General features: G+C 60.5%; 16 protein-coding genes. 12 read left to right on the top strand and 4 right to left on the bottom strand.

Features of this window, described 5'->3' with window-relative positions; translation table 11 throughout:
- Window positions 1–187 precede the first annotated feature (187 nt).
- The gene (locus U1A53_RS01455; RefSeq protein WP_322278574.1) at window positions 188–658 is read left to right on the top strand and encodes a hypothetical protein; all 471 of its coding nucleotides are present in this window, start codon (window positions 188–190) and stop codon (window positions 656–658) included.
- Window positions 659–816: 158 nt separating this feature from the next.
- On the opposite strand, the gene tnpA is transcribed toward U1A53_RS01455, so the two are convergent.
- The 3 genes from tnpA to U1A53_RS01440 all read right to left on the bottom strand — a co-directional run bounded on the left by tnpA (window position 817) and on the right by U1A53_RS01440 (window position 6219).
- The gene (tnpA, locus tag U1A53_RS01450; protein WP_322278573.1) at window positions 817–1281 is read right to left on the bottom strand and encodes an IS200/IS605 family transposase; all 465 of its coding nucleotides are present in this window, start codon (window positions 1279–1281) and stop codon (window positions 817–819) included.
- 395 nt (window positions 1282–1676) lie between these two features.
- Window positions 1677–2687 (bottom strand): hypothetical protein, encoded by a 1011-nt coding sequence (locus tag U1A53_RS01445; RefSeq protein WP_322278572.1) that lies wholly within the window; start codon window positions 2685–2687, stop codon window positions 1677–1679.
- Window positions 2688–2703: 16 nt separating this feature from the next.
- Entirely contained in the window at window positions 2704–6219 is a 3516-nt protein-coding gene (locus U1A53_RS01440) for a pyruvate carboxylase (protein WP_322278571.1), read from the bottom strand.
- Between the two features lie 143 nt (window positions 6220–6362).
- On the opposite strand from U1A53_RS01440, the gene U1A53_RS01435 reads away from it, so the two are divergent.
- The 11 genes from U1A53_RS01435 (at window position 6363) to raiA (ending at window position 20716) form a co-directional block, all read left to right on the top strand.
- Entirely contained in the window at window positions 6363–9749 is a 3387-nt protein-coding gene (locus tag U1A53_RS01435; RefSeq protein WP_322278570.1) for a transglutaminase family protein, read from the top strand.
- 80 nt (window positions 9750–9829) lie between these two features.
- Window positions 9830–12421, top strand: coding sequence for a circularly permuted type 2 ATP-grasp protein (locus tag U1A53_RS01430; RefSeq protein WP_322278569.1), 2592 nt, complete (start codon window positions 9830–9832; stop codon window positions 12419–12421).
- Window positions 12418–13299 (top strand): transglutaminase family protein, encoded by an 882-nt coding sequence (locus U1A53_RS01425; protein ID WP_322278568.1) that lies wholly within the window; start codon window positions 12418–12420, stop codon window positions 13297–13299. The genes U1A53_RS01430 and U1A53_RS01425 overlap by 4 nt, the downstream gene beginning before the upstream one ends.
- Window positions 13300–13412: 113 nt before the next feature.
- Window positions 13413–14810, top strand: coding sequence for a circularly permuted type 2 ATP-grasp protein (locus U1A53_RS01420; RefSeq protein ID WP_322278567.1), 1398 nt, complete (start codon window positions 13413–13415; stop codon window positions 14808–14810).
- 36 nt (window positions 14811–14846) lie between these two features.
- Window positions 14847–15905, top strand: coding sequence for an alpha-E domain-containing protein (locus tag U1A53_RS01415; RefSeq protein WP_322278566.1), 1059 nt, complete (start codon window positions 14847–14849; stop codon window positions 15903–15905).
- A gap of 24 nt (window positions 15906–15929) precedes the next feature.
- On the top strand, window positions 15930–16781 hold the full coding sequence (locus tag U1A53_RS01410) for a transglutaminase family protein (RefSeq protein WP_322278565.1): 852 nt from the start codon (window positions 15930–15932) through the stop codon (window positions 16779–16781).
- Between the two features lie 155 nt (window positions 16782–16936).
- Window positions 16937–17749 carry a 3-deoxy-8-phosphooctulonate synthase gene (kdsA, locus tag U1A53_RS01405; protein WP_322278564.1) on the top strand — a complete coding sequence of 271 codons (813 nt, stop codon included), beginning with the start codon at window positions 16937–16939 and terminating at the stop codon, window positions 17747–17749.
- Window positions 17724–18272: a hypothetical protein gene (locus U1A53_RS01400; protein ID WP_322278563.1), complete on the top strand. Its 549-nt coding sequence runs from the start codon at window positions 17724–17726 to the stop codon at window positions 18270–18272. The genes kdsA and U1A53_RS01400 overlap by 26 nt, the downstream gene beginning before the upstream one ends.
- A gap of 1 nt (window position 18273) precedes the next feature.
- The gene (locus U1A53_RS01395; RefSeq protein WP_322278562.1) at window positions 18274–19239 is read left to right on the top strand and encodes a hypothetical protein; all 966 of its coding nucleotides are present in this window, start codon (window positions 18274–18276) and stop codon (window positions 19237–19239) included.
- A 2-nt stretch (window positions 19240–19241) separates the two neighbouring features.
- On the top strand, window positions 19242–20078 hold the full coding sequence (gene lptB / locus U1A53_RS01390; RefSeq protein WP_322278561.1) for an LPS export ABC transporter ATP-binding protein: 837 nt from the start codon (window positions 19242–19244) through the stop codon (window positions 20076–20078).
- A 29-nt stretch (window positions 20079–20107) separates the two neighbouring features.
- The gene (gene raiA / locus U1A53_RS01385; RefSeq protein ID WP_322278560.1) at window positions 20108–20716 is read left to right on the top strand and encodes a ribosome-associated translation inhibitor RaiA; all 609 of its coding nucleotides are present in this window, start codon (window positions 20108–20110) and stop codon (window positions 20714–20716) included.
- 39 nt (window positions 20717–20755) lie between these two features.
- On the opposite strand, the gene U1A53_RS01380 is transcribed toward raiA, so the two are convergent.
- Window positions 20756–22564, bottom strand: a complete 1809-nt coding sequence (locus tag U1A53_RS01380; RefSeq protein WP_322278559.1) for a lysophospholipid acyltransferase family protein — start codon at window positions 22562–22564, stop codon at window positions 20756–20758.
- Window positions 22565–22568 lie beyond the last annotated feature (4 nt).

The raw sequence follows: 22568 nt of genomic DNA, 5'->3' as shown, positions 1-22568 counted from the left end.
GATGGGAAATTCTACAACAAGCGTCTGTCCGCCTGCTCTCCTGATCTTGTGCTGCCTGGAGCCTTTGTTGCGGCGGCAGGGTCGATGAAGTGGACAGGCTGCACCGCCGCGAAGCGAATGCCCGCGCTCCCCTTTTTCCCTTGATCTCGATCCCGCAGCGGAGCACCGGGCAGGACCCCACCTCCCCATGAACAAACCAGCCGTCCTTGATCACCTCCTCACCGTGCTGAATGCCGAACTCGCGTCGCTGACACGGGCGGCACAGGGTGCGTTTGCGGCGGCCACGGACCCGGACAGCAAGGCGGAGAACAAGTATGACACGCGCACGCTGGAGGCCTCGTATGTCGCGCGCGGGCAGGCGCAGCGTGTGGCGGAGTTGCAGGAGGCGGTGCGGGCGTTTGGAGCCTTGTCAGGGAAAGCGTTGGAGTCAGGCGCGGCGATCACGCTGGGTGCGCTGGTGAGTTTGGCGGCTCCCGAGGGCCGCAGTCATTACTTCCTCGGCCCGCTTGCCGGTGGCACGGAAATGGTGCATGAGGGGAATGAAGTCGTTGTCATCACGCCCGCGTCGTCCTTGGGACAGAGGCTCATTGGGCGTCGTGAGGGCGATGCGATTGCTCTGCGGCCCGGTACGCTGGCGAAGGTGGTTGCAGTCATTTGATCAAACCATCCTCGCACGGCCACGAAGCCCAACGGGCTTCCGTCTTACAGCCCAAGGGTGCCGAGCGATAGCGAGCGCTCCCTTGGGTCCACGGCCAACGCACACATACGATATTCGAACCTCAACGAGGTTCCGTCACCTCTCACCGTCCCTGATTCTCAATCCCACACATGCTTCTCATCCCACTCGATGCCATGCGCCTTGAGGAAGCGGCGGTATTCGTCTTGGAAGGTGATCTTGGCATGATGCTCCTCCTGCTTCGCGATGTAAGCACGCACCTCGGCCGTCTTTGATTCGCTGACGGAAAAGACGCCGTAACCGGACTGCCAGTGGAATTTGGCGAGCATCGGATCGCGCTGCGACTGCTCAATGAGCCAGACGGTGGAGGCGCGTTTCATCTCCTTCACCCAATCCGCCAGCGTGATTGTGCGGGCCAGTCGCATCAGGATGTGAACGTGATCCTCCACGCCGCCGACGATCAGCGTCGGACAATCCAGCCGCGCCGAGATGCCGCCGAGGTAGCGATGGAGTTCCTCGCGCAGCGGTTTGTCCGTGAGGAATGAAAATCGTTCCTTCGTGGACCACACCGCATGGATCAGGACGTTGGCGAGCGATTGAGGCATGGCGCGGAGCGTAGGGGAAAGCGCAGAACGGCGTCAACGGTCAAGTTGGTCAAGAATGGTCAAAATGAGCCGATTGAATGACGCCTTGGACCACGATTCCCCGTCGCATTGAACCGAAACGCGGTTCCGCCATGCAGCCCAAGGGTGCCGAGCCTTGGCGAGCGCTCCCTTGGGATTCGCGCACCCCACCGTCCCCCCATCACGTTCCCGGACCGCAACGCGGTCCCGTCACGGGCGACGCGGTGCCGCAGGGACGTTCGGGTGACGGAACCTCGTTGAGGTTCGTGATCCGGCGCGGATCGTGGGTGGTGCGGTTCCCAGGAGAGCACTCTCCCGCTTCGCGCGATCGGCACTCCTGGGCTGCATGACGAAAGCCCGTTGGGCTTGAAACATAGTCACCGCGGTCTGCCGATCGTTGCCTCAATTCGATTGGAAAGGCGCTTGGCCAGATCATCATACCCACCTTCCTTCCAGACCAAGAAGTTGTATTGACGGTTGTCGAAATGAACCTCGTTATTGTCCAGAGCACTCTGCTCAACAGTCCAAACAACTGGCAAGCCCAAGCCAAGGGCATAGCCTGCCTCAAAGTAAATGCCCCCTCGATGCAACGAGAGGTCTGCGACAACAAACCTACTCCTTCGAATGGCTGCGATTATCTCATCATCAATCCGGTTATTGTGTTCCGCCCTGTCAATCCTCACAGGGGTGTAACCAGCTCGTTCGATTCCAGGATACAATGCCAGTTCAAATAGTGGCGTAAAACGTGGCGCAAACGGCATTGCAATGAAGGCCGAACGACTCTCCACCCCGACTTTTTGCATCTCTGCTATCAACCGCCACCCTTCTAAACTTATCTGAAGAAAGGCATCCGCAGGACCGGGTTCAAGGTAGCCGCATTTCAGCAACCAGTTTTGAAGAACCCAATTCAATTCAAGAGCGTCTCGACATGCGCAAATCGCCAAGAACTCAAATGGAGACAATGAGTCTTTCGTCAGCAGGTTTTGTGGATAGCCGCCTTCTTGAGCGTCCCGAAATTTAAACAACTTTGGCAGAACGACCAATGAGTTATACAGGATAAGATCACCGGCTCGAGGGTATCTTTTCGACAAAGCCAAAAGAAGCGCCGTGCCCTTTTCATTTACATCAAGGCCGCGTGCCCGGTTGAGCATGGCCAAGTTCTGCGTATCCAGAGAGTGTTCAGGATTCAGCCTGAGAAACCAAGAGGCGTTCGCTTTTTGCTCAGGAGAAAGCTTGCCCTGACCAAGGACTATCTGAGCTTCTTTTGTTATAGTGAAGGGGCCACAGGATACGCAATCAACCTCAAAGTGAGCGCCCTTGAATGCATTCACTGATGGAAGCTGGCAGACCGGGCACCTTTCGGTGTACATCGTTGGTTCGAATTTCATAGAGAGAACAAAGCCCTCACTTCACCAGCCTCACCAGCAAATCCTTGCTCTCGACGCTCTCGCCGATCTTGACGCAGATTTCGCTGACGGTGCCGGCACCGGGTGAGGCGACGGCGGCGAACATCTTCATGGCTTCGAGGGTGGCGATGGTGTCGCCTTCCTTGACCTTCTGACCGACGCTGACGGCGATGCTGGCGACCATGCCGGGCATGGGGGCGCCGACCTGGGTGGAATCGGCGGGGTCGGCTTTGGCTTTGGTGACGGTGTTTACGGCGAGGGCTTTGTTGGTGACGGTGGTGTGGCGGGGGTAGCCGTTGAGTTCGAAGATGGCGGTCTGCTGGCCGTTGTGGTCGGACTCGGTGAGGTTAAGCAGGCGGACGAAGAGGGTCTTGCCGGCCTCCAGCTCGATGTTGATCTCCTCTTTCTGCTGCAAGCCGTAGTAATACGCGGGCGTGGGCAGGGCGGCGACGTCGCCGTAGGTTTTGCGGAAGTCGGCGAACTTCAGGAACACATCGGGATACATGAGGTAGCTCCACACGTCGTCTTCAGTGGGCTTCTTCTTCATCTTGGTTTCCAGCTCGGTCCGCACGTCGTCGAGCTTGATCTTGGCGGCGTGGGTGCCGGGGCGGCCTTTGATGCGCTTGCCGCCTTTGCCAACGATGGCATCCGCGAGCTTGTTCCACTTCTTGCGGCTGTCGGCGGCCTTGTCGGCCTCCATGCCGTAGAAGGGTTCGCCGAGCCAGCCTTCAAACATGCTGGTGACGTCCTTGCTCCACTTGGTGCCTTGCAGGTTGATGATGTCGGCGGGCTTCACGCCGCGGGCGACGCATTCGATGGCGAGATCGCCGACGACTTTGCTCGATGGCGTGACTTTGACGATGTCGCCGCAGAGCTGGTTCACCTCCGCATACGCATGAGCGATCTCAGGCCAGCGATGGGCCATACCCATGCCGGTGGCCTGTTCTTTGAGATTGGTGTACTGGCCGCCGGGCATCTCGTGGAGATAGACTTCGGCGGTGCCGTAGGGCTCGGAGGTGTCGAAGGGTTTGTAGAAGCTGCGAACGGCGGCCCAGTAGTCGGTGAACTCCTGCAGTGCCTCGGTGTCGAGGCCGGTGTCGCGCGGCGTGTTTTGCATGGCGGCGACGATGGAGTTCAAGTTCGGCTGCGAAGTGCCGCCGGACATGGATGCGATGGCGGCGTCGGCCACATCGACACCCGCACTGGCGGCTTCGATGATGCTGGCGGCGTTCAGGCCGCTGGTGTCATGCGTGTGGAAGTGAATCGGGATGCCGACTTCATCCTTGAGCGCCTTGACGAGCTTCTTCGCGGCATACGGACGCACGAGGCCGGCCATGTCTTTGATGCAGAGCATGTGCGCGCCCATCTTTTCGAGTTCCTTGGCGAGGCGAACGTAGTACTTGAGATCGTACTTGTCGCGCTTCGGATCAAGGATGTCGCCGGTGTAGCAGAGCGTGCCTTCGCAAATCGAAGTCGTGTCTTCACGCACCGCATCCATCGCGGCGGTGAGGTTGGGGAGGTAATTGAGGCTGTCGAAGATGCGGAAGATGTCCATGCCGTTGTCGGCGGCATGTTTGATGAAGCCCTTCACCACGTTGTCCGGGTAATTCGTGTAACCGACGGCGTTCGAGCCGCGGAAGAGCATCTGCAGCAAAATATTGGGCACTTTCTCGCGGATGGCGCGCAGACGCTCCCACGGATCTTCGCGCAAGAAGCGCATGGTCACGTCAAAGGTCGCGCCACCCCACATTTCGAGACTGAACAAATTCGGCGTGCGGCGTGCCACGGAGCCGGCCACGGCGAGCATGTCAAAGGTGCGCATGCGTGTGGCGAGCAGCGACTGATGCGCATCACGCATGGTGGTGTCGGTGATGAGCAGGCGCTTCTGCTTGGCGATCCAGTCTTTGCAGAACTTATCAGGTCCCATCTCGGTGAGGAGCTGCTTCGTGCCCTTCGCGGGGGCGACGCGGTGATCCCACTGCGGAATCGGCGGTGCGGTGAAGGCCTTGGCGATCTTGTGGCCCTTCGCGTGTGGATTGCCGTTCACGATGGTGTCGGCGAGGTAGTTCAACAGCTTCGACGCACGGTCTTTGCGCGCGATGAACTTGAGCAGATCGGGATTGTTGTCGATGAAGCGCGTGGTGGCCTGACCGGTCTTGAACTCCTCGTGATGCACCACGTTCATGAGGAACGGGATGTTCGTCTTCACGCCGCGGATGCGGAACTCGCGCAGGCCGCGGTCCATGCGGTCGAGCGCCTGCTGATAGGTGCGGGCAAAGACGGTCATCTTCACCAGCATGGAGTCATAATAAGGCGTGATGACCGAGTTGGTCGCGCCCATCGCCCCGTCGAGCCGAACGCCGAAGCCGCCGGGGCTGCGGTAGTTGAGGATCTTGCCGAAATCGGGCGTGAAACCGTTCTCCGGGTCTTCCGTGGTGATGCGGCACTGGATGGCGTAGCCACTTTTCTCGATCTTCTCCTGCACAGGCAACGCCAGCGGCTCCTCATGAATCTGATAGCCCTGAGCGATGAGGATCTGGCTGCGCACGATGTCGATGCCGGTGATCTCCTCCGTCACGGTGTGCTCCACCTGGATGCGCGGATTCATCTCGATGAAGTACCACTCGCCGGTTTCGTGATCGACGAGAAACTCGACCGTGCCGGCGTGCGTGTAGTTCACTTCCCGCGCCAGCTTCACCGCCGCATCGCACAGACCGTCGATGACGCTCTGCTTCACGCCATAGCTCGGCGCCTGCTCGATCACCTTCTGGTGACGGCGCTGCACGGAGCAATCGCGCTCATGCAAATGCAGCACGTTGCCGTGCTTGTCCGCGAGGATCTGCACTTCGATGTGCTTCGCCTTGCCGACGAATTTTTCGAGGAAGACCGCCCCATTGCCGAAAGCGCGCTCCGCTTCCGTCTGCGCCTCATCGAGCAGCTTTTCGAGATCTTTGGCCTCGCGCACCACACGCATCCCACGACCACCACCGCCGAAGGCCGCCTTGATGATCAGCGGAAAGCCGATCTTCTTCGCCGCCGCGAGGGCTTCCTTGCGATCACTCACCGGCTCGTCGGTGCCTTCGAGAATCGGCACCCGCAGCTTGCGCGCGATGCTACGTGCGGCGGTTTTGTCGCCCATCATGTCGAGGATCTTCGCCTCGGGGCCGATGAAGATGATCCCCGCGTCCGCACAGGCCTGCGCGAAAGCCGGATTCTCGCTCAAGAAGCCGTAGCCCGGGTGAATCGCATCCACACCCTTCTCCTTTGCCAGCGTGACGATGCCCTCGATGTCGAGGTAAGCGCCAAGTGGCCCCTTGGCCTTGTTCAATTCATAAGCCTCGTCCGCCTTGAAGCGATGCGGGCAGAAGCGGTCTTCCTGGGCGTAGATGCCCACCGTTTTCAGACCGAGCTCCGTGGCCGCGCGCATGACGCGGATGGCGATTTCGGAGCGGTTCGCGACCATCAATTTCTGGATGGGGCGGATCGTGGAGGGGACAGCGGGTTTCTTGGACATGGGAGGGTTGGGAAATGCGGGCGCATAGTCTCGCGAAATCGAGGGGAGGCAAGATAGGAGAGCAGTTTTCCCATGCCTAAAACAAGATTGGCAGCGTACCTGCTCAACAACGTCAGGCGGCCACTCCTGCATCCCCAGCCCTCATGTCCATCCACGTCGCCCTCCACCACCGCACCAGCTACCGCTATGAACGCCCCATCGCCCTCGGTCCACAGGTGGTGCGGCTGCGGCCAGCGCCGTATTCGCGCACGCGCATCCTGAGCTACTCGCTGAAGGTCACGCCGGAGAAGCATTTCCTGAACTGGCAGCAGGACCCGCAGTCGAACTACCTCGCGCGGCTCGTGTTCGAGCAGAAAACGACGGAATTCACGGTCGAGGTCGATCTGGTGGCCGAAATGGCGGTGTTCAACCCCTTCGACTACTTCCTTGAACCCGAAGCGGAGCATTTTCCGTTCGATTACGATGCGGCGCTGGACCAGGAGCTGGCCCCGTTTTTGAAGCGGCTCGACCTGACGCCGAAACTCACGGAATACTACACCGAAGTCGAAAAGGAGCTGCTCGCCATGAAGCCCTGGCCGCCGCGCACGAACGACGTGCTGGTGGCCATCAATCAGCGGCTGTGGAAGGACATCATATACAGCATTCGCATGGAGCCGGGCGTGCAGACGCCGGAGGAGACGCTCACCTTGCGCAGCGGCTCCTGCCGTGACTCCGCGTGGCTGATGGTGCAGCTCATGCGCCGCCTCGGCATCGCGTCCCGTTTTGTCAGTGGCTACCTGATCCAGCTCAAAGCGGACGTGAAGTCTCTCGACGGCCCGAGCGGTTCCGAGGTCGATTTCACGGATTTGCATGCCTGGTGCGAGGTGTATCTGCCCGGTGCGGGCTGGATCGGCCTTGATCCGACTTCCGGCCTGTTTGCCGGTGAAGGCCACATTCCTCTCGCCGCCACGCCTGACCCACAGAGTGCGGCACCGATCAGCGGCATGGTGGAGCCGTGCGAAACCAAGTTTGAGTTCGACATGAAGATCGAGCGCATCTTCGAGACGCCCCGCGTCACGAAGCCCTACACCGAGGAGCAGTGGGCCGAGATTGAAGCGCTCGGTCATGCCTTGGACAAAGAACTCGAAGCGGGCGATGTGCGCCTCACGATGGGCGGTGAGCCGACCTTTGTTTCCATCGACGACATGGACGGTCCTGAATGGAACACGACGGCGGTGGGGCCGATGAAGGCACGCCTGTCCGATGAACTGATCAAGCGGCTCAAGAACCGCTTCGCTCCCGGTGCGTTCCTGCATTACGGCCAGGGCAAATGGTATCCGGGTGAGTCGCTGCCACGCTGGTCCTACGGCTGCTACTGGCGCAAAGACGGCCAGCCCCTGTGGGCGCATCCGCATCTGTTTGCCGACATGCAGGCGGACTACGGCGCGAATGAAAACAGCTCCGCGCGTTTCGTTCACGCATTGGCCGAGCGTCTCGGCTGCGGCGGCAAGTGGGTGATGCCCACCTATGAAGATGTGTATTACTACCTGTGGCGTGAGCGGAAGCTGCCGGTGAACGTTGATCCGCTCAAATCCAACCTCAAAGACAAGGAGGAGCGCCAGCGGCTGGCCCAGGTGTTTGAGCAGGGCCTCGACAAGATCGTCGGCCATGTGCTGCCGCTGAAAAGCGACTTTGACGATGGTGGCACCTCCTGGAGCACCGGGCCGTGGTTCCTGCGTGGCGAGCGCTGCTATCTCGTGCCGGGCGATTCGCCCATCGGCCTGCGTCTGCCGCTCGATTCGCAGCCGTGGGTGAAGGAGACCAGCTATCCGTATCTGCACGAACAAGATCCGATGGAAGACCGCGATCCGCTGCCTTCACGGCAGCACTTTGTGCGCGGCATTGGCGGCGTGCCGCCCTCGTTTTGGAAAAAACTCGCGCAGCAACGAGGTCGTCTCGGCCCGGATGACCTGCCGGAGAATGAACCGCAAGATTTGATCGATCCTGCGGCACAGCCGCCCGTCTTCGGCCAGTCTGCCGACAAGGTCATCCGCACCGCGCTCTGCGTGGAGCCGCGCAATGGCAAGCTGTTCGTCTTCATGCCGCCGACGAAGACGCTGGAGGAATATCTGAGCTGCCTCGGAGCCATCGAGGATGTCGCGCTCGCGCTCGACCAGCCGATTGTCATCGAAGGGTATGCGCCGCCGTTTGATCCGCGCATGCATGCGCTCAAGGTCACGCCCGACCCCGGCGTGATCGAGGTGAACGTGCAGCCGTCAAAAAGCTGGGACGAGATGGTGAACATCACCGAGACGCTCTACGACGAAGCGCGTCTCACCCGCCTCGGCACGGAGAAATTCATGGTCGATGGTCGTCACACCGGCACCGGTGGCGGCAACCACATCGTCATGGGTGCGGAAGCGCCGAAGGACAGCCCGTTCCTGCGCCGTCCCGATTTGCTACGCAGCCTTGTGAGCTACTGGCAGAATCATCCGTCGCTCTCGTTCATGTTCAGTGGCCTGTTTGTCGGCCCCACGAGCCAAAGCCCGCGCATCGACGAAGCGCGCAACGATTCGCTCTACGAACTCGAAGTCGCCTTCAAAGCCGCACGTGACGCTGGCAACAACATCTCGCCCTGGCTGGTGGATCGCTTGTACCGCAACCTGCTCATCGACTCGACCGGCAGCACGCACCGCGCCGAGTTCTGCATCGACAAACTGTTCTCGCCCGACAGTTCCACCGGCCGCCTGGGTCTGCTGGAAATGCGCGCCTTTGAAATGCCGCCGCATGCGCGCATGAGTTTGGCTCAAGCACTGATGCTGCGCACGCTCATCGCCCGTTTTTGGAAAGAACCGTATGAAAAACCGCTCATCCGCTGGGGCACCGACATCCACGACCGCTGGATGCTGCCGCACTTCACCTGGAGCGATTTCGAGGACGTGTGCGATGAAACGCGTCGCGCCGGTTACGAACTCAAGCCCGAGTGGTTCGCCCCGCATCACGAGTTCCGCTTCCCGCTCAGCGGCGACTTCTCCTCGCGCAATGTGAACGTCGAAATTCGTCAGGCATTGGAGCCCTGGCATGTGCTCGGTGAAGAAGGCGGCGCCGGTGGTGCGGTGCGTTTCGTTGATTCCTCGCTCGAACGCATTCAAATCAAGGCCATGGGCCTCACGGAGGGCCGTTACGCCATCACCTGCAACGGCCGCACCGTGCCGCTGCATCCCACCGGCACGAACGGCGAGTTCATCGCCGGCGTGCGCTATCGTGCGTGGCAGCCCGGAAGCTGTTTGCAGCCCACCATCGGCGTGCATGCGCCGCTCACGCTCGATCTCGTCGATCTCTGGAATGAGCGCTCCCTCGGTGGCTGCACCTACCATGTCGTGCATCCCGGCGGCCGCAGCTACGACACTTTCCCCGTGAACGGCTATGAAGCCGAAAGCCGCCGCCTCGCCCGCTTCTTCCGCCACGGTCACACCCCTGGGAAGATGATAGTCGCCCCGGCGGTGCCGAATCCCGAGTTCCCGTTCACGCTGGATTTACGGCATGGGTAAAAAAGAAGAAACGGGATGCGCGGGCGTGAACGTTTCCTACTATCGGCAGCAGTGTCTCCGTTGTCACACCTGTTCACGCATTGATCTTCCAATCTCAAAGCTCCACCACCGCTTCTCCCGCAACACCACGGGTTGTGGCTCCGCGTGTGGACGCTCCTGACGCCGCAAGGCATTACGACGAGCTGCGCGACGATGCGGGCAGGGTGAGGGCGCATTACGACCAAGTCATCACGGACCTGCAACGTCGTGATGCCGCCGGGGTGAAGCGTCTGTCCGACACCGCCCGCCGTCTGCTGGCGGAACGTGGGGTGACCTTCAACGTGTATGATGACAAGGGCATGGACACGCCATGGACAATGGACCCGGTGCCGTTTGTCATTTCGTCGCGCGAATGGGAGGGCATCGAAAAGGCGATGATTCAACGTGCCACGTTGCTCAATACGATTCTTACCGACAGCTACGGGTCGCAGCAGTTGATCCGCCGGGGCGACATGCCGGCGGCGATGGTGCTCGCACAACCGGGCTATCTGCGGCCCTGCCACGGCATCAAAGTGCCGAATGCGAAGCCGCTGCAGGTCTATGGTGCCGACATTGCCCGAGCACCGGACGGCCGTTGGTGGGTCATTTCCGACCGCACGCAGATACCCACGGGTGCCGGTTACGCGCTGGAGAACCGCTTGATCACCTCGCGCCTGCTGCCGGATGTGTTTCGCGATGCACGGGTGCGCCGCCTGGCCGGATTTTTCCGTCAGATGCAGCAATCCCTCGCCGCACTGGCTCCACGGCCTGCCGGTGAACCACGCGTCGTGCTGCTGACGCCTGGACCTTACAACGAAACGTACTTCGAGCAGGCCTACCTCGCCCGCTATCTCGGTTACACGCTTGTTGAAGGTGAAGATCTCACCGTACGCGATGACCGCGTCTATTTGAAGACACTCAGCGGCCTGGAGCCGGTGGATGTGATCCTGCGTCGTGTGGATGACGATTTTTGTGATCCGCTGGAGCTGCGCAATGACTCCATGCTCGGCGTTCCCGGCCTCGTGCGGGCCGTGCGTGCGGGCAACGTCTCACTCGCGAACGCCCTTGGCTCCGGTCTGGCCGAAGCACCGGCGATGATGGCCTTTCTGCCCGGTTTGTGCCGCAAACTGCTCGGCGAAAACCTGCTCATGCCCTCCGTGGCAACGTGGTGGTGCGGCCAGGAGCGTCCCCGCGGCGAAATGGAGAAAAATCTCGACCATCTGGTCATCAAAAGCGCCTTCCGTGCGCGCGGACGCGAAGTTCACTTTGGCGAGGGCCTTTCGACCGCCGAACGCACCGCTTTCATTGAGCGCATGCGTTTTGCGCCGGATCGCTGGGCTGCGCAGGAGAAGATGACCTTCTCCACCGCGCCGACATGGGAGGATGGGCACCTCGTTCACAAGCCGATCAGCGTCCGTGTTTATCTCGTCGCGACGGCAGACGGCTACATGGTCATGCCGGGTGCGTTGACGCGCGTCGCCGCGACCATGGATTCGCCGCTGGTCTCGATGCAGAAGGGCGGCAGCAGCAAGGACACCTGGGTGCTCAGTGATGGTCCGGTGGAAAACGTCACCCTGCTCACCACCACACGCACACCGGTGGAACTCCGCCGCATCGGTCACAATCTCGGCAGTCGCGTCGCGAATCATCTGTACTGGCTCGGGCGTTATGCGGAACGGGCGGAATCCAGCGCCCGCCTGCTGCGCTCCACGCTGATCCGTTGTTCCCCTGAAAGCGGCATGAGTGAAACACCGCTGCTGCTGCCTCTGCTGGAGGCCCTGCGCAGTCTGCGTGTGCTGGATGATGTGGCTGACACCGCCGTGCTGGCCGCCCAGCAGGAACAGCTTGAAGCCCGGCTGCTGCAGGCGGTGTTCGATCCTGAGCATCCTTCCTCCATCCGCTCCAGCGTCACCCACATCCAGCGCATCGGCATCCTGCTGCGTGACCGTATCTCCGTTGATACCTGGCGCGTCATCAGCCAGCTCAGCGATGCTTTGGACGCCTTCGATCACCCGCCGAGCATCTCGCCGATGTCCGACACGCTGAACGTGCTCACGCGCGTCATCCTCGAACTCGCCTCCTTCCATGGACTGGCCAAGGAGAACATGACGCGTGCCCAGGGCTGGATGTTCCTCGACACCGGGCACCGCATCGAGCGCACCACCTACATCTGTGAGCTGCTGCGTGCCGGACTGTGCTCTGCAGATGCGGAAAATCCGAGCCTGCTCGAAGCCATCCTTGAAGTCGGCGACAGCACGATCACCTACCGCAACCGCTACAGCCTGCTGCCGCAGCTCGCCGCCGTGTATGACCTGCTCATGCTCGACGAACTCAATCCACGCGGCCTGCGCTTCCAGTTTGAGCGCATCGAGCAGCATTTCGAGCTGCTGCCGCGCGAGCAAAACTCCGCAATACTTACGCCAGCGATGCGGGTGCTCCTGGAAAACAGCACCAATCTGCAACTCTGTGACCCCACCGAGCTGGCACGCGTTGAACCGGGCACCTGGGCGCAAACGCAGGTCGCGAAACTGCTCACTCAGCTCATCGAAGCCATGCCGGCCCTCAACGATGCGCTCACCGCCGGTTACTTCGCCCATTCCACCATCAGCAGCAGCGAATCCGAGCCTGCCGCCGAACCGACGCCCACGCGATGAACTACCGCATCACGCACCGCACCACGTATGCCTACAGTTCGCGGGTGGCCGTTTCGCACCACGCCGCGCGTCTGCGGCCGCGCGACACCAACACGCAGCATTGCCAGGAATTCAGCCTCAGCTTTGATCCCGAACCCGATCTGCTCACCGAGCACACCGACTCCTTCGGCAACCAGGTTTCCTGCTTCTCGATTCAAAAGCTGCATGCGCGTTTTGAAGTCGTCTCGCGCAGTTTTGTGAAGCTCGCGCCGGTGTTGCAGCCTGATCCGGCGCAAACACCGCCGTGGGAGGACGTTGCCGCGTTGTTTCGTGATCCAGTGCCGTTTGATCTGCTCGATCCGTGCCAGTTCGTGTTCCGCAGCCCGCTGCTGGTGCATGAAATACCACTGCGTGAGTTCGCGCTGCCCAGTTTCAAGCCAGGCCGGCCCGTGCTCGCCGCCGCTGCGGATCTTTGCGCCCGCATTCATCATGAGTTTGTGTTTGATCCGAAGGCCACCACGATCAGCACGCCGCTGGCGGAGGTGCTGGAAAAGAAACGCGGCGTCTGCCAGGACTTTGCGCACCTCGCCATCGCCAGCCTGCGGGCGATGGGCCTGCCCGCCCGCTATGTGAGCGGCTACCTGCGCACGCATCCGCCCGCAGGCAAACCACGGCTGGCCGGCGTCGATGCCTCGCATGCCTGGGTGTCGTGTTTTGTACCCGGCTTCGGCTGGGTCGATTTTGATCCCACCAACGACTGCTTCACCTCGCTCGACCACATCACCGTCGCCATCGGCCGTGATTTTTCCGATGTCAGCCCCGTGCGCGGCATCATCACCGGCGGCGGCAAGCACAAGGTGGAGGTCGGCGTGGATGTGGAGCCGGTGGGTGGAACGTAATCCGCCCCACCGTTAAAAAAGGCCGCGTGAACTCTGGCACAGCCCCTGCTATTTATATAAATCTAATGTCGTCCCTGTTTCACGACTACCAACCAGGTAGCTTTTTTGATGAAATGTTTTCCGAGCCAAAGGCCGCCCGGTCGCATTACGCTGGAATCATGGGCAGCATCGGCACCCTGACACCCGCCGAATACGCCACCCGTCAGCGCACTGCCGACTCGGTTTTCCTCCGCCAGGGAGTCACCTTCACCGTCTATGGCGATGATCAGGGCACGGAGCGCATTTTTCCATTCGACCTGATGCCGCGCATTATTCCGCACCAGGAGTGGGAGCGTGTCGAGTCCGGCCTGATCCAGCGCATCACGGCGCTGAATCTGTTTCTGAACGACGTTTATCACGGCCAGAAAATCATCAACGACGGCATCGTGCCGCGCGAACTCGTCGAGTCCGCCTCGCATTTCCGGCCGGAATTCATGGGCGTCAAAGTCCCGCACGGCATCTACATCCACATCTGCGGCACTGATCTCGTGCGCGATGGCAAAGGCGAGTATTACGTGCTCGAAGACAATGGCCGCTGCCCCTCCGGTGCCTCCTACATGCTGGAGAATCGCAATGCAATGAAGCGTACGTTCCCCGGCCTGCTGCAATCGCTGCCGGTGCGGCCCGTCGATGCCTACGGCTCGATGCTGCGCGAAACTTTGGCCCATCTGGCCCCGCCGAGTGTCATTGATCCGAACATCGTCGTGCTGACCCCCGGTGTGTTCAACAGCGCCTACTTCGAGCACTGCTATCTGGCCAAACAAATGGGCGTGCCCATCGTTGAAGGTCGCGATTTGATCTTGAAGAATGATCGCATCTTCATGCGCACCACCAAGGGCCTTCAGCAGGTGCACGTCATCTACCGCCGCATTGACGACGACTTCCTTGATCCGCTGGTGTTCCGCAAAGACTCGCTGCTCGGCGTTCCAGGCCTCGTGAAGGCCTATCAAAACGGCCATGTGGCATTGGCGAACTCCATCGGCACCGGCGTCGCGGATGACAAGGCGGTGTACGCCCTGGTGCCGAAAATGATCAAATACTACCTCGATCAAGACCCCATCCTGCCGAACGTGACCACCTATCTCGGCGTCGATCCGAAGGAGTGTGAGTACATCCTCGCGAACCTGCCCAATCTCGTGGTCAAAGCCGTGAATGAATCCGGCGGCTACGGCATGCTGATGGGACCGCATTCCACGAAGGATGAGCAGGAAAAGTTTGCCGAGCGCATCCGCGCCAACCCGCGCAACTACATCGCCCAGCCGGTGCTGAACCTCTCACGTCATCCCGTCTTCCAGGGCGATCACTTTGAGGGCCGTCACATCGATTTGCGGCCGTATGTGCTCTACGGCGACCGCATCCACGTCGTCCCTGGTGGATTGACCCGCGTGGCGCTCAAAAAAGGCTCGCTCGTCGTCAATTCCAGCCAAGGCGGCGGCAGCAAGGACACCTGGGTGCTGTGGGATGACCAATGATGCATTTCCCATGAAGCCTTCCTCCCACTTAACGTCATGCTAAGCCGCGTCGCCGACAGCATCTATTGGATGGCACGCTACATGGAGCGCGCTGAAAACCTCTCACGTCTGCTGCTTTCCACGCAGGATCTGCTGCTGGATGCCGGAGAAGAGGCCGCCGACGAATCGCAGTTCTGGGGCCCCATTTTGATGACCACCGGCGATGAGGAGCGCTACGACAAAAGCCACAGCACCATCGAAGGCGAACTCGTGGCCGATTTCCTGGCGCTGCGGGCCGACAATCCCAATTCCATCCTCAACTGCGTCCGCGCCGCCCGTGAAAACGCCCGCACCGTGCGTGACCAGATCTCCGATGAGTTGTGGGAATGCATCAATGGCTTGCGTCTCTTTCTAGAGTCCCCCGAAGCGGCCGCGTTGCACCAAAACCAGCGCGCTTCGTTCTATGAAAAGGTGCTCGTCGCCTCATACCAATTCCAGGGCATCACCGCCTCCACCACGCCGCGTGATGAGAGCTGGCATTTCCTGCGCCTGGGTCTCTGTCTCGAACGTGCGGATAAAACGACGCGTCTGATCGACACCTGTTCCGCCATTTCCCTCGACATGCCGCCGAACCCGCTGGCCCGTCCATTGCGCTGGGCTGCGCTGCTGCGTTCCAGTTCCGCCTGGCATGCCTTCCAAGCCTATAGCAGCAACAAGCTCGATCCCGTCAACATCGTCGAGTACCTCCTGCTTAACGACACGTTCCCCCGCTCCTTCGCCTGGTGCATCGAGGCCATGCACACCGCTCTCATCGCCCTCTGTGGCACCGGTCGCCTCGAAGAGATGAAAGCGCCCGTGCGTCTTCTTGGCAGGCTGCGTGCCGACATCGCCTACATCACGATGGACGAAGTGCTCAAAGAAGGCCTGCACGAATTCATCGACCGCCTCCAGACCAAGCTCAACGACATCGGCGCCTCCATTTTACAGACCTTCGTACTCTATGGCGACAGTACGCTTGAAGTCGGGGATGCCCTCCACGCGCCCGCGCTTCCTCCTGGTGCCTGGCACGCCATGGTGGATGCCAACATGCAAATTCAGCAGCAACAGCAGCAGTGATCCCGGCGACCACCGCTGAACTCCATGCGCTTCCGAGTCTTCCACCGCACGCGATACCTTTACCGCGCGCCAGTGCGTGACAGTTACAACGAACTGCGCCTGCGACCTGCCACGGATGATAAGTCACGCCTCGAGTTTTTTCTGCTGAAAACCCACCCGCCGGTGCGGCTGCAGCACTTCCGCGACAACTGGTTTAATTACGTCCACTTTTTCGACCTGCCGGAGCCGCATTCCAACCTGACCATCGAGGCGCAATCGACCATCAACACCACCAGCCCCTACGAGGTCGGCAAACCACTGGGTGTCACCTTCCCCGCGCTCAAACAGGATCTCGATGACACATTGCAGCCGTTTCTCGGCAGCAGCAGGTATGTGGACGTCAACCCCGAGGTCTGGCGGCTCGGCATCGACATTCGCGATGACCGCAACGACGTCTTCGAAGTCGCCGAGGCCGTGATGCACCACATTTTCCGCGAGTGGATCTATTCACCGAACTTTACCAACGCCTCCACGCACATGAACGAGGTCATGGCCACGAAGCGCGGTGTCTGCCAGGACTTTGCGCATCTCATGACCGGCATCTGCCGCTCGCTCGGCATCCCGACGCGTTATGTGAGCGGTTATCTCTACAACGGCCCCGATTCCCATCTGCGTGGAGCCCAGGCCTCGCACGCCTGGTGTGAAATCTACCTTCCCGGCAAAGGCTGGTTCGGCCTCGACCCTACCAACGACACCCTCGCCGACGAACGCCACATCAAGATCGCCACTGGCCGCGATTACCACGATGCCGCCCCCGTGATGGGCCATTTCGACGGCCCGCCCGGAGCGACCTCGGCGCTTCAGGTTGAACTCGAAGTGCGGCGCATGGATGGGTGAGACTTTCGCCAGAATCTCCCGTTGTCTTCCCCGTCCCTCCCGCTACACTTTAGACCAGCGGGCCGCGCACGGGGGTTGGAGACATGAACACCGATCCTTGAGCCAGGCTCACAGGATTAAATTTGAGTTTTATGGGGACGTTCTCTCTTCCGGTGATGAAAATAGGGTCGGTGTCGATGGATGGCACGGAGCCAGTGTTGATACTCGGGCCGTGTGTGATCGAGAGTGAGGAATTCATCTGGGATGTCGCCGAAAAGCTCGGCGCAATGGCCACACAGCATGGCTGGCGCTGGATTTTCAAAGCCTCGTATGACAAGGCGAACCGCAGCGCCATTTCGTCGTATCGTGGCCTCGGTTGCGAAGCGGGCTGCAAGCTGCTGGCGCAAATTGGCACCAAGCTTGGTGTCCCGGTGACCACAGACATCCACTCAGTCGAGGAAGCGAAGCAGGCGTCTGAACACATCGACCTGCTGCAAATCCCCGCTTTTCTTTGCCGCCAGACCGATTTGATCGTCGCCGCAGGTGAGACGGGACGTACTGTTAATGTGAAGAAAGGCCAGTTTCTCGCCCCGTGGGATGTGCGGAACATCGCCGACAAGCTCGTGAGCGTCGGCTGCCAGAATTTTATGTTCACCGAGCGTGGCACGACCTTTGGCTACAACAATCTCGTGGCTGACATGCGCTCTCTGTACTGGATGCGCGAACTTGGCTACCGCGTCGTGATGGATGCCACGCACAGCGTGCAGCGGCCCGGCGGTCTTGGCACCGCGACGGGCGGCGATGGCAAACTGGCTCCCGTGCTCGCCCGCGCCGCGGTGGCGACGGGTTGTGACGGGGTGTTCATGGAGACGCATCCTGATCCGGCGAAAGCCTTTTCAGACGGTCCCAATCAAATCCCGCTTTCGCAGATCGCTGAAGTGGTGGAAACCTTGAGGAAGATACATGGCCTTGTTCGCGACATCACTTGAACTGCTGCAGCGCCGCAGACTTGCGTTCTCCATCGTGCTCGGCGTGATGGCGGGAATCGGCATGTTCGCCAAGGCGCAGCAGCCTGTGACAGAAGATTCCGGCTACGGTGCCTTCCTGCGCATGATTCCGCTGGGTGCCGTGAGCAAGGGCGCGGTGATCCCCTCCTTCGATGAAAGCGGCCGCCGCACCTCGCTCATCACCGCCGCCGTGGTGCGCCGGATTGATGACGAACGTCTGTATGCGGAAAAACTGACCGTGCAGATGTTCAATGCCGACCCCAAGAACGATGTGCGCATCGACTTGAAGACCGCCTTTTACCACATGGCCGACGGCGGCATTTTGCGCAGCACCGAGCGCAGCCGCGTGAGTCGAGCTGATTTTCAAATCGAAGGCGACAGCCTCATCTTTGACACCGCGAAAAACCAGGGCCGCATGACTGGAAGCATCCGCATGGTGATCTTTGACACCAGCGCTCTCAGCGGCGAGGGAAGCCCCCCCTCCGACCCCCAACCCGCCAAGTGACATGAAAACGTCATCCATTCTCTGGATCGCCCTGCTACTCAGCAGCGCTGGCACGTGGGCACAAGGCCCCGGCAGCACCCGCCCGCTGTTTGATTTCCGCAAAAAAAAGGTGGACGAAGAGACGAAAACCAAGGCCATTGATGCGGCCAAGAGCGCCGCCAAGCAGGTGCCCGATGAGGTGAAGGATAAAGCCAAGGAGTTGCTGATCTCGCCGGAGGCCGCCGAGATGCGCCAAAAGGCGCTCCAGGCCGCGCAGGCGCTGATGCAAAATGCCACCGCCCCAACAACTGCGACCACAGCTCCCGCTGTCGCTGTGGCAGAAACACCGCCGCCGGTCGGACCGCAGCCTAAACCGCTGCAGCCTTTGAATCTGGATGAGGCTCCTAAAGCCACCAAAGGCCAGATCCTCATCACCGCACAAAAAAGCGCCTTCTTTGACGCCAATCTTGGTTACGGCATCTACACCGGCGACGTGAAGGTACGCCACCCGCGGATGTACATTGAGTGCGAGGAGCTTGAACTCTACATGGCAAAACAGGATGGCGGCGTCCTCGGAACACCCAAACCAACAACTCCCGGCCCTGCGGCAAAAGACCTGGACATCCTGGCACCGCCCAACAAGGCCGAAAACACCGGCACACCCATCGAAAAGGCCTACGCCCGCGGCCCGATGGTGACGATCGAGAAAGTTTCCGAAACCGGCGAACTACAGATCGGCCATTGCAAAGACCTTTATTATGACGGCAAAAACGACGTCACCACGCTGCGTGACTGGCCGCAGGTGCAGGCGGGCAACAAGCTCCACCAATCCACCGAACCCGGCTGCGTGATGATCATTGACAAAGGGGGCAAACTCACCACCACCGGTGGCCATCGAACCATCATTCTCCAGGGAGAAGAAGCCACCCCCAGGAGCCGCAGCGGCATGGCTCCCGCCACCACCGCGCCAGCACCCTCACCGCAGTGACCATGGCCGTGCGAAAGAAAAAAATGAAGAACGGCGGCGGCCAGGAACCCACACTCTCCTGGGAAAGTTCCGTGGCCGCACAGACCATTGCAGCCCCGGCTGAAGCAGAGGCCGGGAGCGTCCTGCTGCACACTGAGGGCCTCAAAAAAATCTATGACGGGCGGGCCGTGGTGAATGGCGTCGATATCGAGGTCAAAAGCGGTGAAATTGTCGGCCTCCTCGGCCCAAACGGCGCCGGCAAAACGACCACCTTCTACATGATCGTGGGATTGGTACAGCCGAACGGGGGCAAGGTCATGTTCGACGGCAAGGACGCGACCCATGAGCCAATGTTCATGCGCGCCAGGCTTGGCATGGGCTATCTGCCGCAGGAGGAGTCGATCTTCCGCCGCCTCACCGTGCGTGAAAACATCCTCGCCGTGATGGAAACGCAGCCCTACACGCGCCAGGAGCGCGAGGAGCAGACCCAGTCCTTGATGGAAAAGTTCGGCATCGACCATGTGGCGGACAATCTCGCCATCACGCTCAGCGGGGGTGAGAAACGCCGTCTCACCATCGCCCGCTCGCTCGTCACCTCGCCGAAATTGCTCATGCTCGACGAGCCCTTCAGCGGCGTCGATCCCATCGCCGTCAGCGAGATCCAGGACATCATTCGCATGCTCCGGCAGGCCGGACTGGCCATTCTCATCACCGATCACAACGTGCGCGAAACCCTCAACATCGTGGATCGTGCCTACCTCATTTTTGAGGGCCGGGTGCGCCGCCACGGCACCAAAGACTTTCTCGTCAACGATGACGAGGCCCGCCGCCTCTACCTGGGCGAGGGCTTCACCATGTAACTTTCATTCCAACCCAAAGGAGAACCACCATGCAAAAACACAACGTCAACCTTCCCATCATCGTCACCGCGCGTCATATGGACGTCACCGAGGCGATCCGCGATTACGCCCACAAAAAGATCGAAAGCCTCCACCTCGACTACCCCCGCATCATTGAGGCCAAGGTCATTCTCGACGTGCAGAACCATCACCGCCACATCGCGGAAATCATTCTCTTTTGCGCCGATCACATCGTCATCGAAGTGAAGTCCATCACCGAGGACATCTATGCCTCGATCGATGAAAGCGCCGCCAAGATCGCCCGCCGCATGCGCAAGTACAAGACACGCCTGCTGCGGAACCACCGCCCGCGCAAGGAGGTCTCCATCCGTCACATCGAGGAGCATGTCTTCCACCAGGAGGTGATGCACACCGAGGAGGAGCACATCGAGCCGGCCTACGTTCACAAGGAGAAGTACAAGATCCGCCCGCTGTTTGCCGACGAAGCCATCATGGATCTCGAAATCAGCGACCGCCCCTTCGTCCTCTTCCACAACCAGCAGACCCATCGTCTTGCCATTTTGTTCCGCCGCAAGGACGGCGACTACGGCCTCATCGAGCCGGAACTCGTCACTGCCGCGAACGGCGCGGCGAAATAAACGCCTTGAAGACAGCTTGAATCACGAAGCGGCCTGGACTCAGGCCGCTTCTTTTTTGTGCAGCGCCAGATACTCGCGGCAGTTTCCCTCGCCCATGTACTTCGCCAGCAGGCGGAAATCCGTTTCGGTGAAATCAACCATGATCAGGCCGTCCACAACGGAAGAGAAATCCTTGTCCACATTGAAGCTGAGCAGCGTCGCATTGAGCTTCAGGTAATGTTTCAACAGCGTGGGGATGCCCTTGCCGTCCGTCTCCAAACTGGAGATCAGCGCGGAGCAGTCGTCCACGTTTTGCAGGTCGGCGCTGATGAACTCGCGCATCATGCGGCGGGTGCGCATGTAGCGGAAGGGATTGCGCGGCTTCACGAAGCTTGAAAGGTTCGGATGCATGCGGTTGTCCTGCAGAAACTCCACGATCATCTTCCGCGAGAGGCTGCTGTAGTCCTTGCTGATGCTCACCGGCCCGAAGAGCTTCTTGTAGCGCGGATTGCGCGCGATCCAGTGCGCGATCCCCTTCCACAGCAAAGGCAGCGTTGCCAGTTGCCGCTGATAGGCCTTGATGATGAAGCTGCGGCCCATCTCCACGGCATGCTCCAGGTTGGCGAGGAACGGTTTTTCATACTTGAACAGTGTGTTCGTGTAGAGGCCCTTCGGTCCGTACTCACGCAGGATCACATCCGCACGGCCCAGCCGGTAAGCCCCGGCCACCTGCTCATTGTCCTCATCCCATAGGATCAGGTGCTCGTAGTAGCGGTCGTATTTATCGAGGTCGATGTCGTTGCCTGTGCCCTCGCCCACCTCGCGGAAGGTGATCTCCCGCAAACGCCCGATCTCCGGCAGCAGCGTGGGGATTTCGTGGGAATGCGCCTGATAAACGGACAAATTCCCCTGCCCGACGAGCCGCCCGCCGCGCGCGCGAATACGGTCAATCTCCTCCACCATCCTCTCGTGCAGGATTTCCGAAGGAGGAGCGCTGGTGATGTTCTCGCCCTCGACGGTCAGCTTGGCGCCATCTTCCTTCCCGCGTTGGTGCAGCACAAAGGTATGGATGCGCAGGTAGCGTGTGAGGGATTCATCATCCTCGAACTTCTTCAGCCGCGAATACGGGATGGGGTTCCCCACCCGCATCGGCACCGGGGTATTGGCCCGGTTGCAGAACTCGCGCAGCAGCAGACTGGTGCGCAGGCGCGGATGGATCAGCCCGGCGGCATGAAACAAGGCGCTGTTCGAACCGGGGAAGTAAACCGGTAGCACCGTCGCCTGCGTGCGTCGCACCAGCGAACCCACATGATTGCTCCACGCCGGCTCATCGACACCCCTGCCCGGCTTGTAAGACGCCACTTCACCTGCCGGGAAGATGACCAGCGCCCCGCCACCACGCAGCAGACGAATGGCCTCCTTCATTGGAGCCAGATTGCGTTTCGCCGCCCCGTCACCGCCAAAAGGATCGACCGGGATCACATGATCCTTCAGCTCCTTCATCGCCAGCATCAGCGAGTTCGTCATCACCTTCAAATCCGGCCGGAACTGGGCCGACCAGCGTGCGAGCATGATGGGATCAATGATGCCAAACGGGTGGTTCGCCACAATGATCAGCGGCCCCTGCTTCGGAAATTCAAACTCCGGCGGCAGATCCACGTCCTCTTGTAGTTTGAACGCATGCGCCACCGAATCAAACCAGGCGAACACCTTCGGATGCTGGGGATGAGTGCGGAAAAGCCGCGCTGATTCGCGATAGCACTCATCAAAACCACGCAAACCCAGCGCGCGCTCCACGGCGGGGCCGAGCAAACGGTAAATCCGGCGCTGAAAGGGGGTTTTGAGGTGCTCGCTGGGATCGAAGAGCATGAGA

This window comes from Prosthecobacter sp., from assembly GCF_034366625.1.
Classification (GTDB): domain Bacteria; phylum Verrucomicrobiota; class Verrucomicrobiia; order Verrucomicrobiales; family Verrucomicrobiaceae; genus Prosthecobacter.
This window is presented reverse-complemented; position numbering and strand designations above follow the sequence as displayed.

Coding starts and splice junctions, on each gene's coding strand:
- raiA (WP_322278560.1), top strand. CDS start 20,108: ATGCAAAAACACAACGTCAACCTTCCCATCATCGTCACCGCGCGTCAT.
- kdsA (WP_322278564.1), top strand. CDS start 16,937: ATGAAAATAGGGTCGGTGTCGATGGATGGCACGGAGCCAGTGTTGATA.
- lptB (WP_322278561.1), top strand. CDS start 19,242: ATGGCCGTGCGAAAGAAAAAAATGAAGAACGGCGGCGGCCAGGAACCC.
- tnpA (WP_322278573.1), bottom strand. CDS start 1,281: ATGCCTCAATCGCTCGCCAACGTCCTGATCCATGCGGTGTGGTCCACG.
- U1A53_RS01445 (WP_322278572.1), bottom strand. CDS start 2,687: ATGAAATTCGAACCAACGATGTACACCGAAAGGTGCCCGGTCTGCCAG.
- U1A53_RS01435 (WP_322278570.1), top strand. CDS start 6,363: ATGTCCATCCACGTCGCCCTCCACCACCGCACCAGCTACCGCTATGAA.
- U1A53_RS01440 (WP_322278571.1), bottom strand. CDS start 6,219: ATGTCCAAGAAACCCGCTGTCCCCTCCACGATCCGCCCCATCCAGAAA.
- U1A53_RS01455 (WP_322278574.1), top strand. CDS start 188: ATGAACAAACCAGCCGTCCTTGATCACCTCCTCACCGTGCTGAATGCC.
- U1A53_RS01410 (WP_322278565.1), top strand. CDS start 15,930: ATGCGCTTCCGAGTCTTCCACCGCACGCGATACCTTTACCGCGCGCCA.
- U1A53_RS01395 (WP_322278562.1), top strand. CDS start 18,274: ATGAAAACGTCATCCATTCTCTGGATCGCCCTGCTACTCAGCAGCGCT.
- U1A53_RS01415 (WP_322278566.1), top strand. CDS start 14,847: ATGCTAAGCCGCGTCGCCGACAGCATCTATTGGATGGCACGCTACATG.
- U1A53_RS01380 (WP_322278559.1), bottom strand. CDS start 22,564: ATGCTCTTCGATCCCAGCGAGCACCTCAAAACCCCCTTTCAGCGCCGG.
- U1A53_RS01425 (WP_322278568.1), top strand. CDS start 12,418: ATGAACTACCGCATCACGCACCGCACCACGTATGCCTACAGTTCGCGG.
- U1A53_RS01420 (WP_322278567.1), top strand. CDS start 13,413: ATGTTTTCCGAGCCAAAGGCCGCCCGGTCGCATTACGCTGGAATCATG.
- U1A53_RS01400 (WP_322278563.1), top strand. CDS start 17,724: ATGGCCTTGTTCGCGACATCACTTGAACTGCTGCAGCGCCGCAGACTT.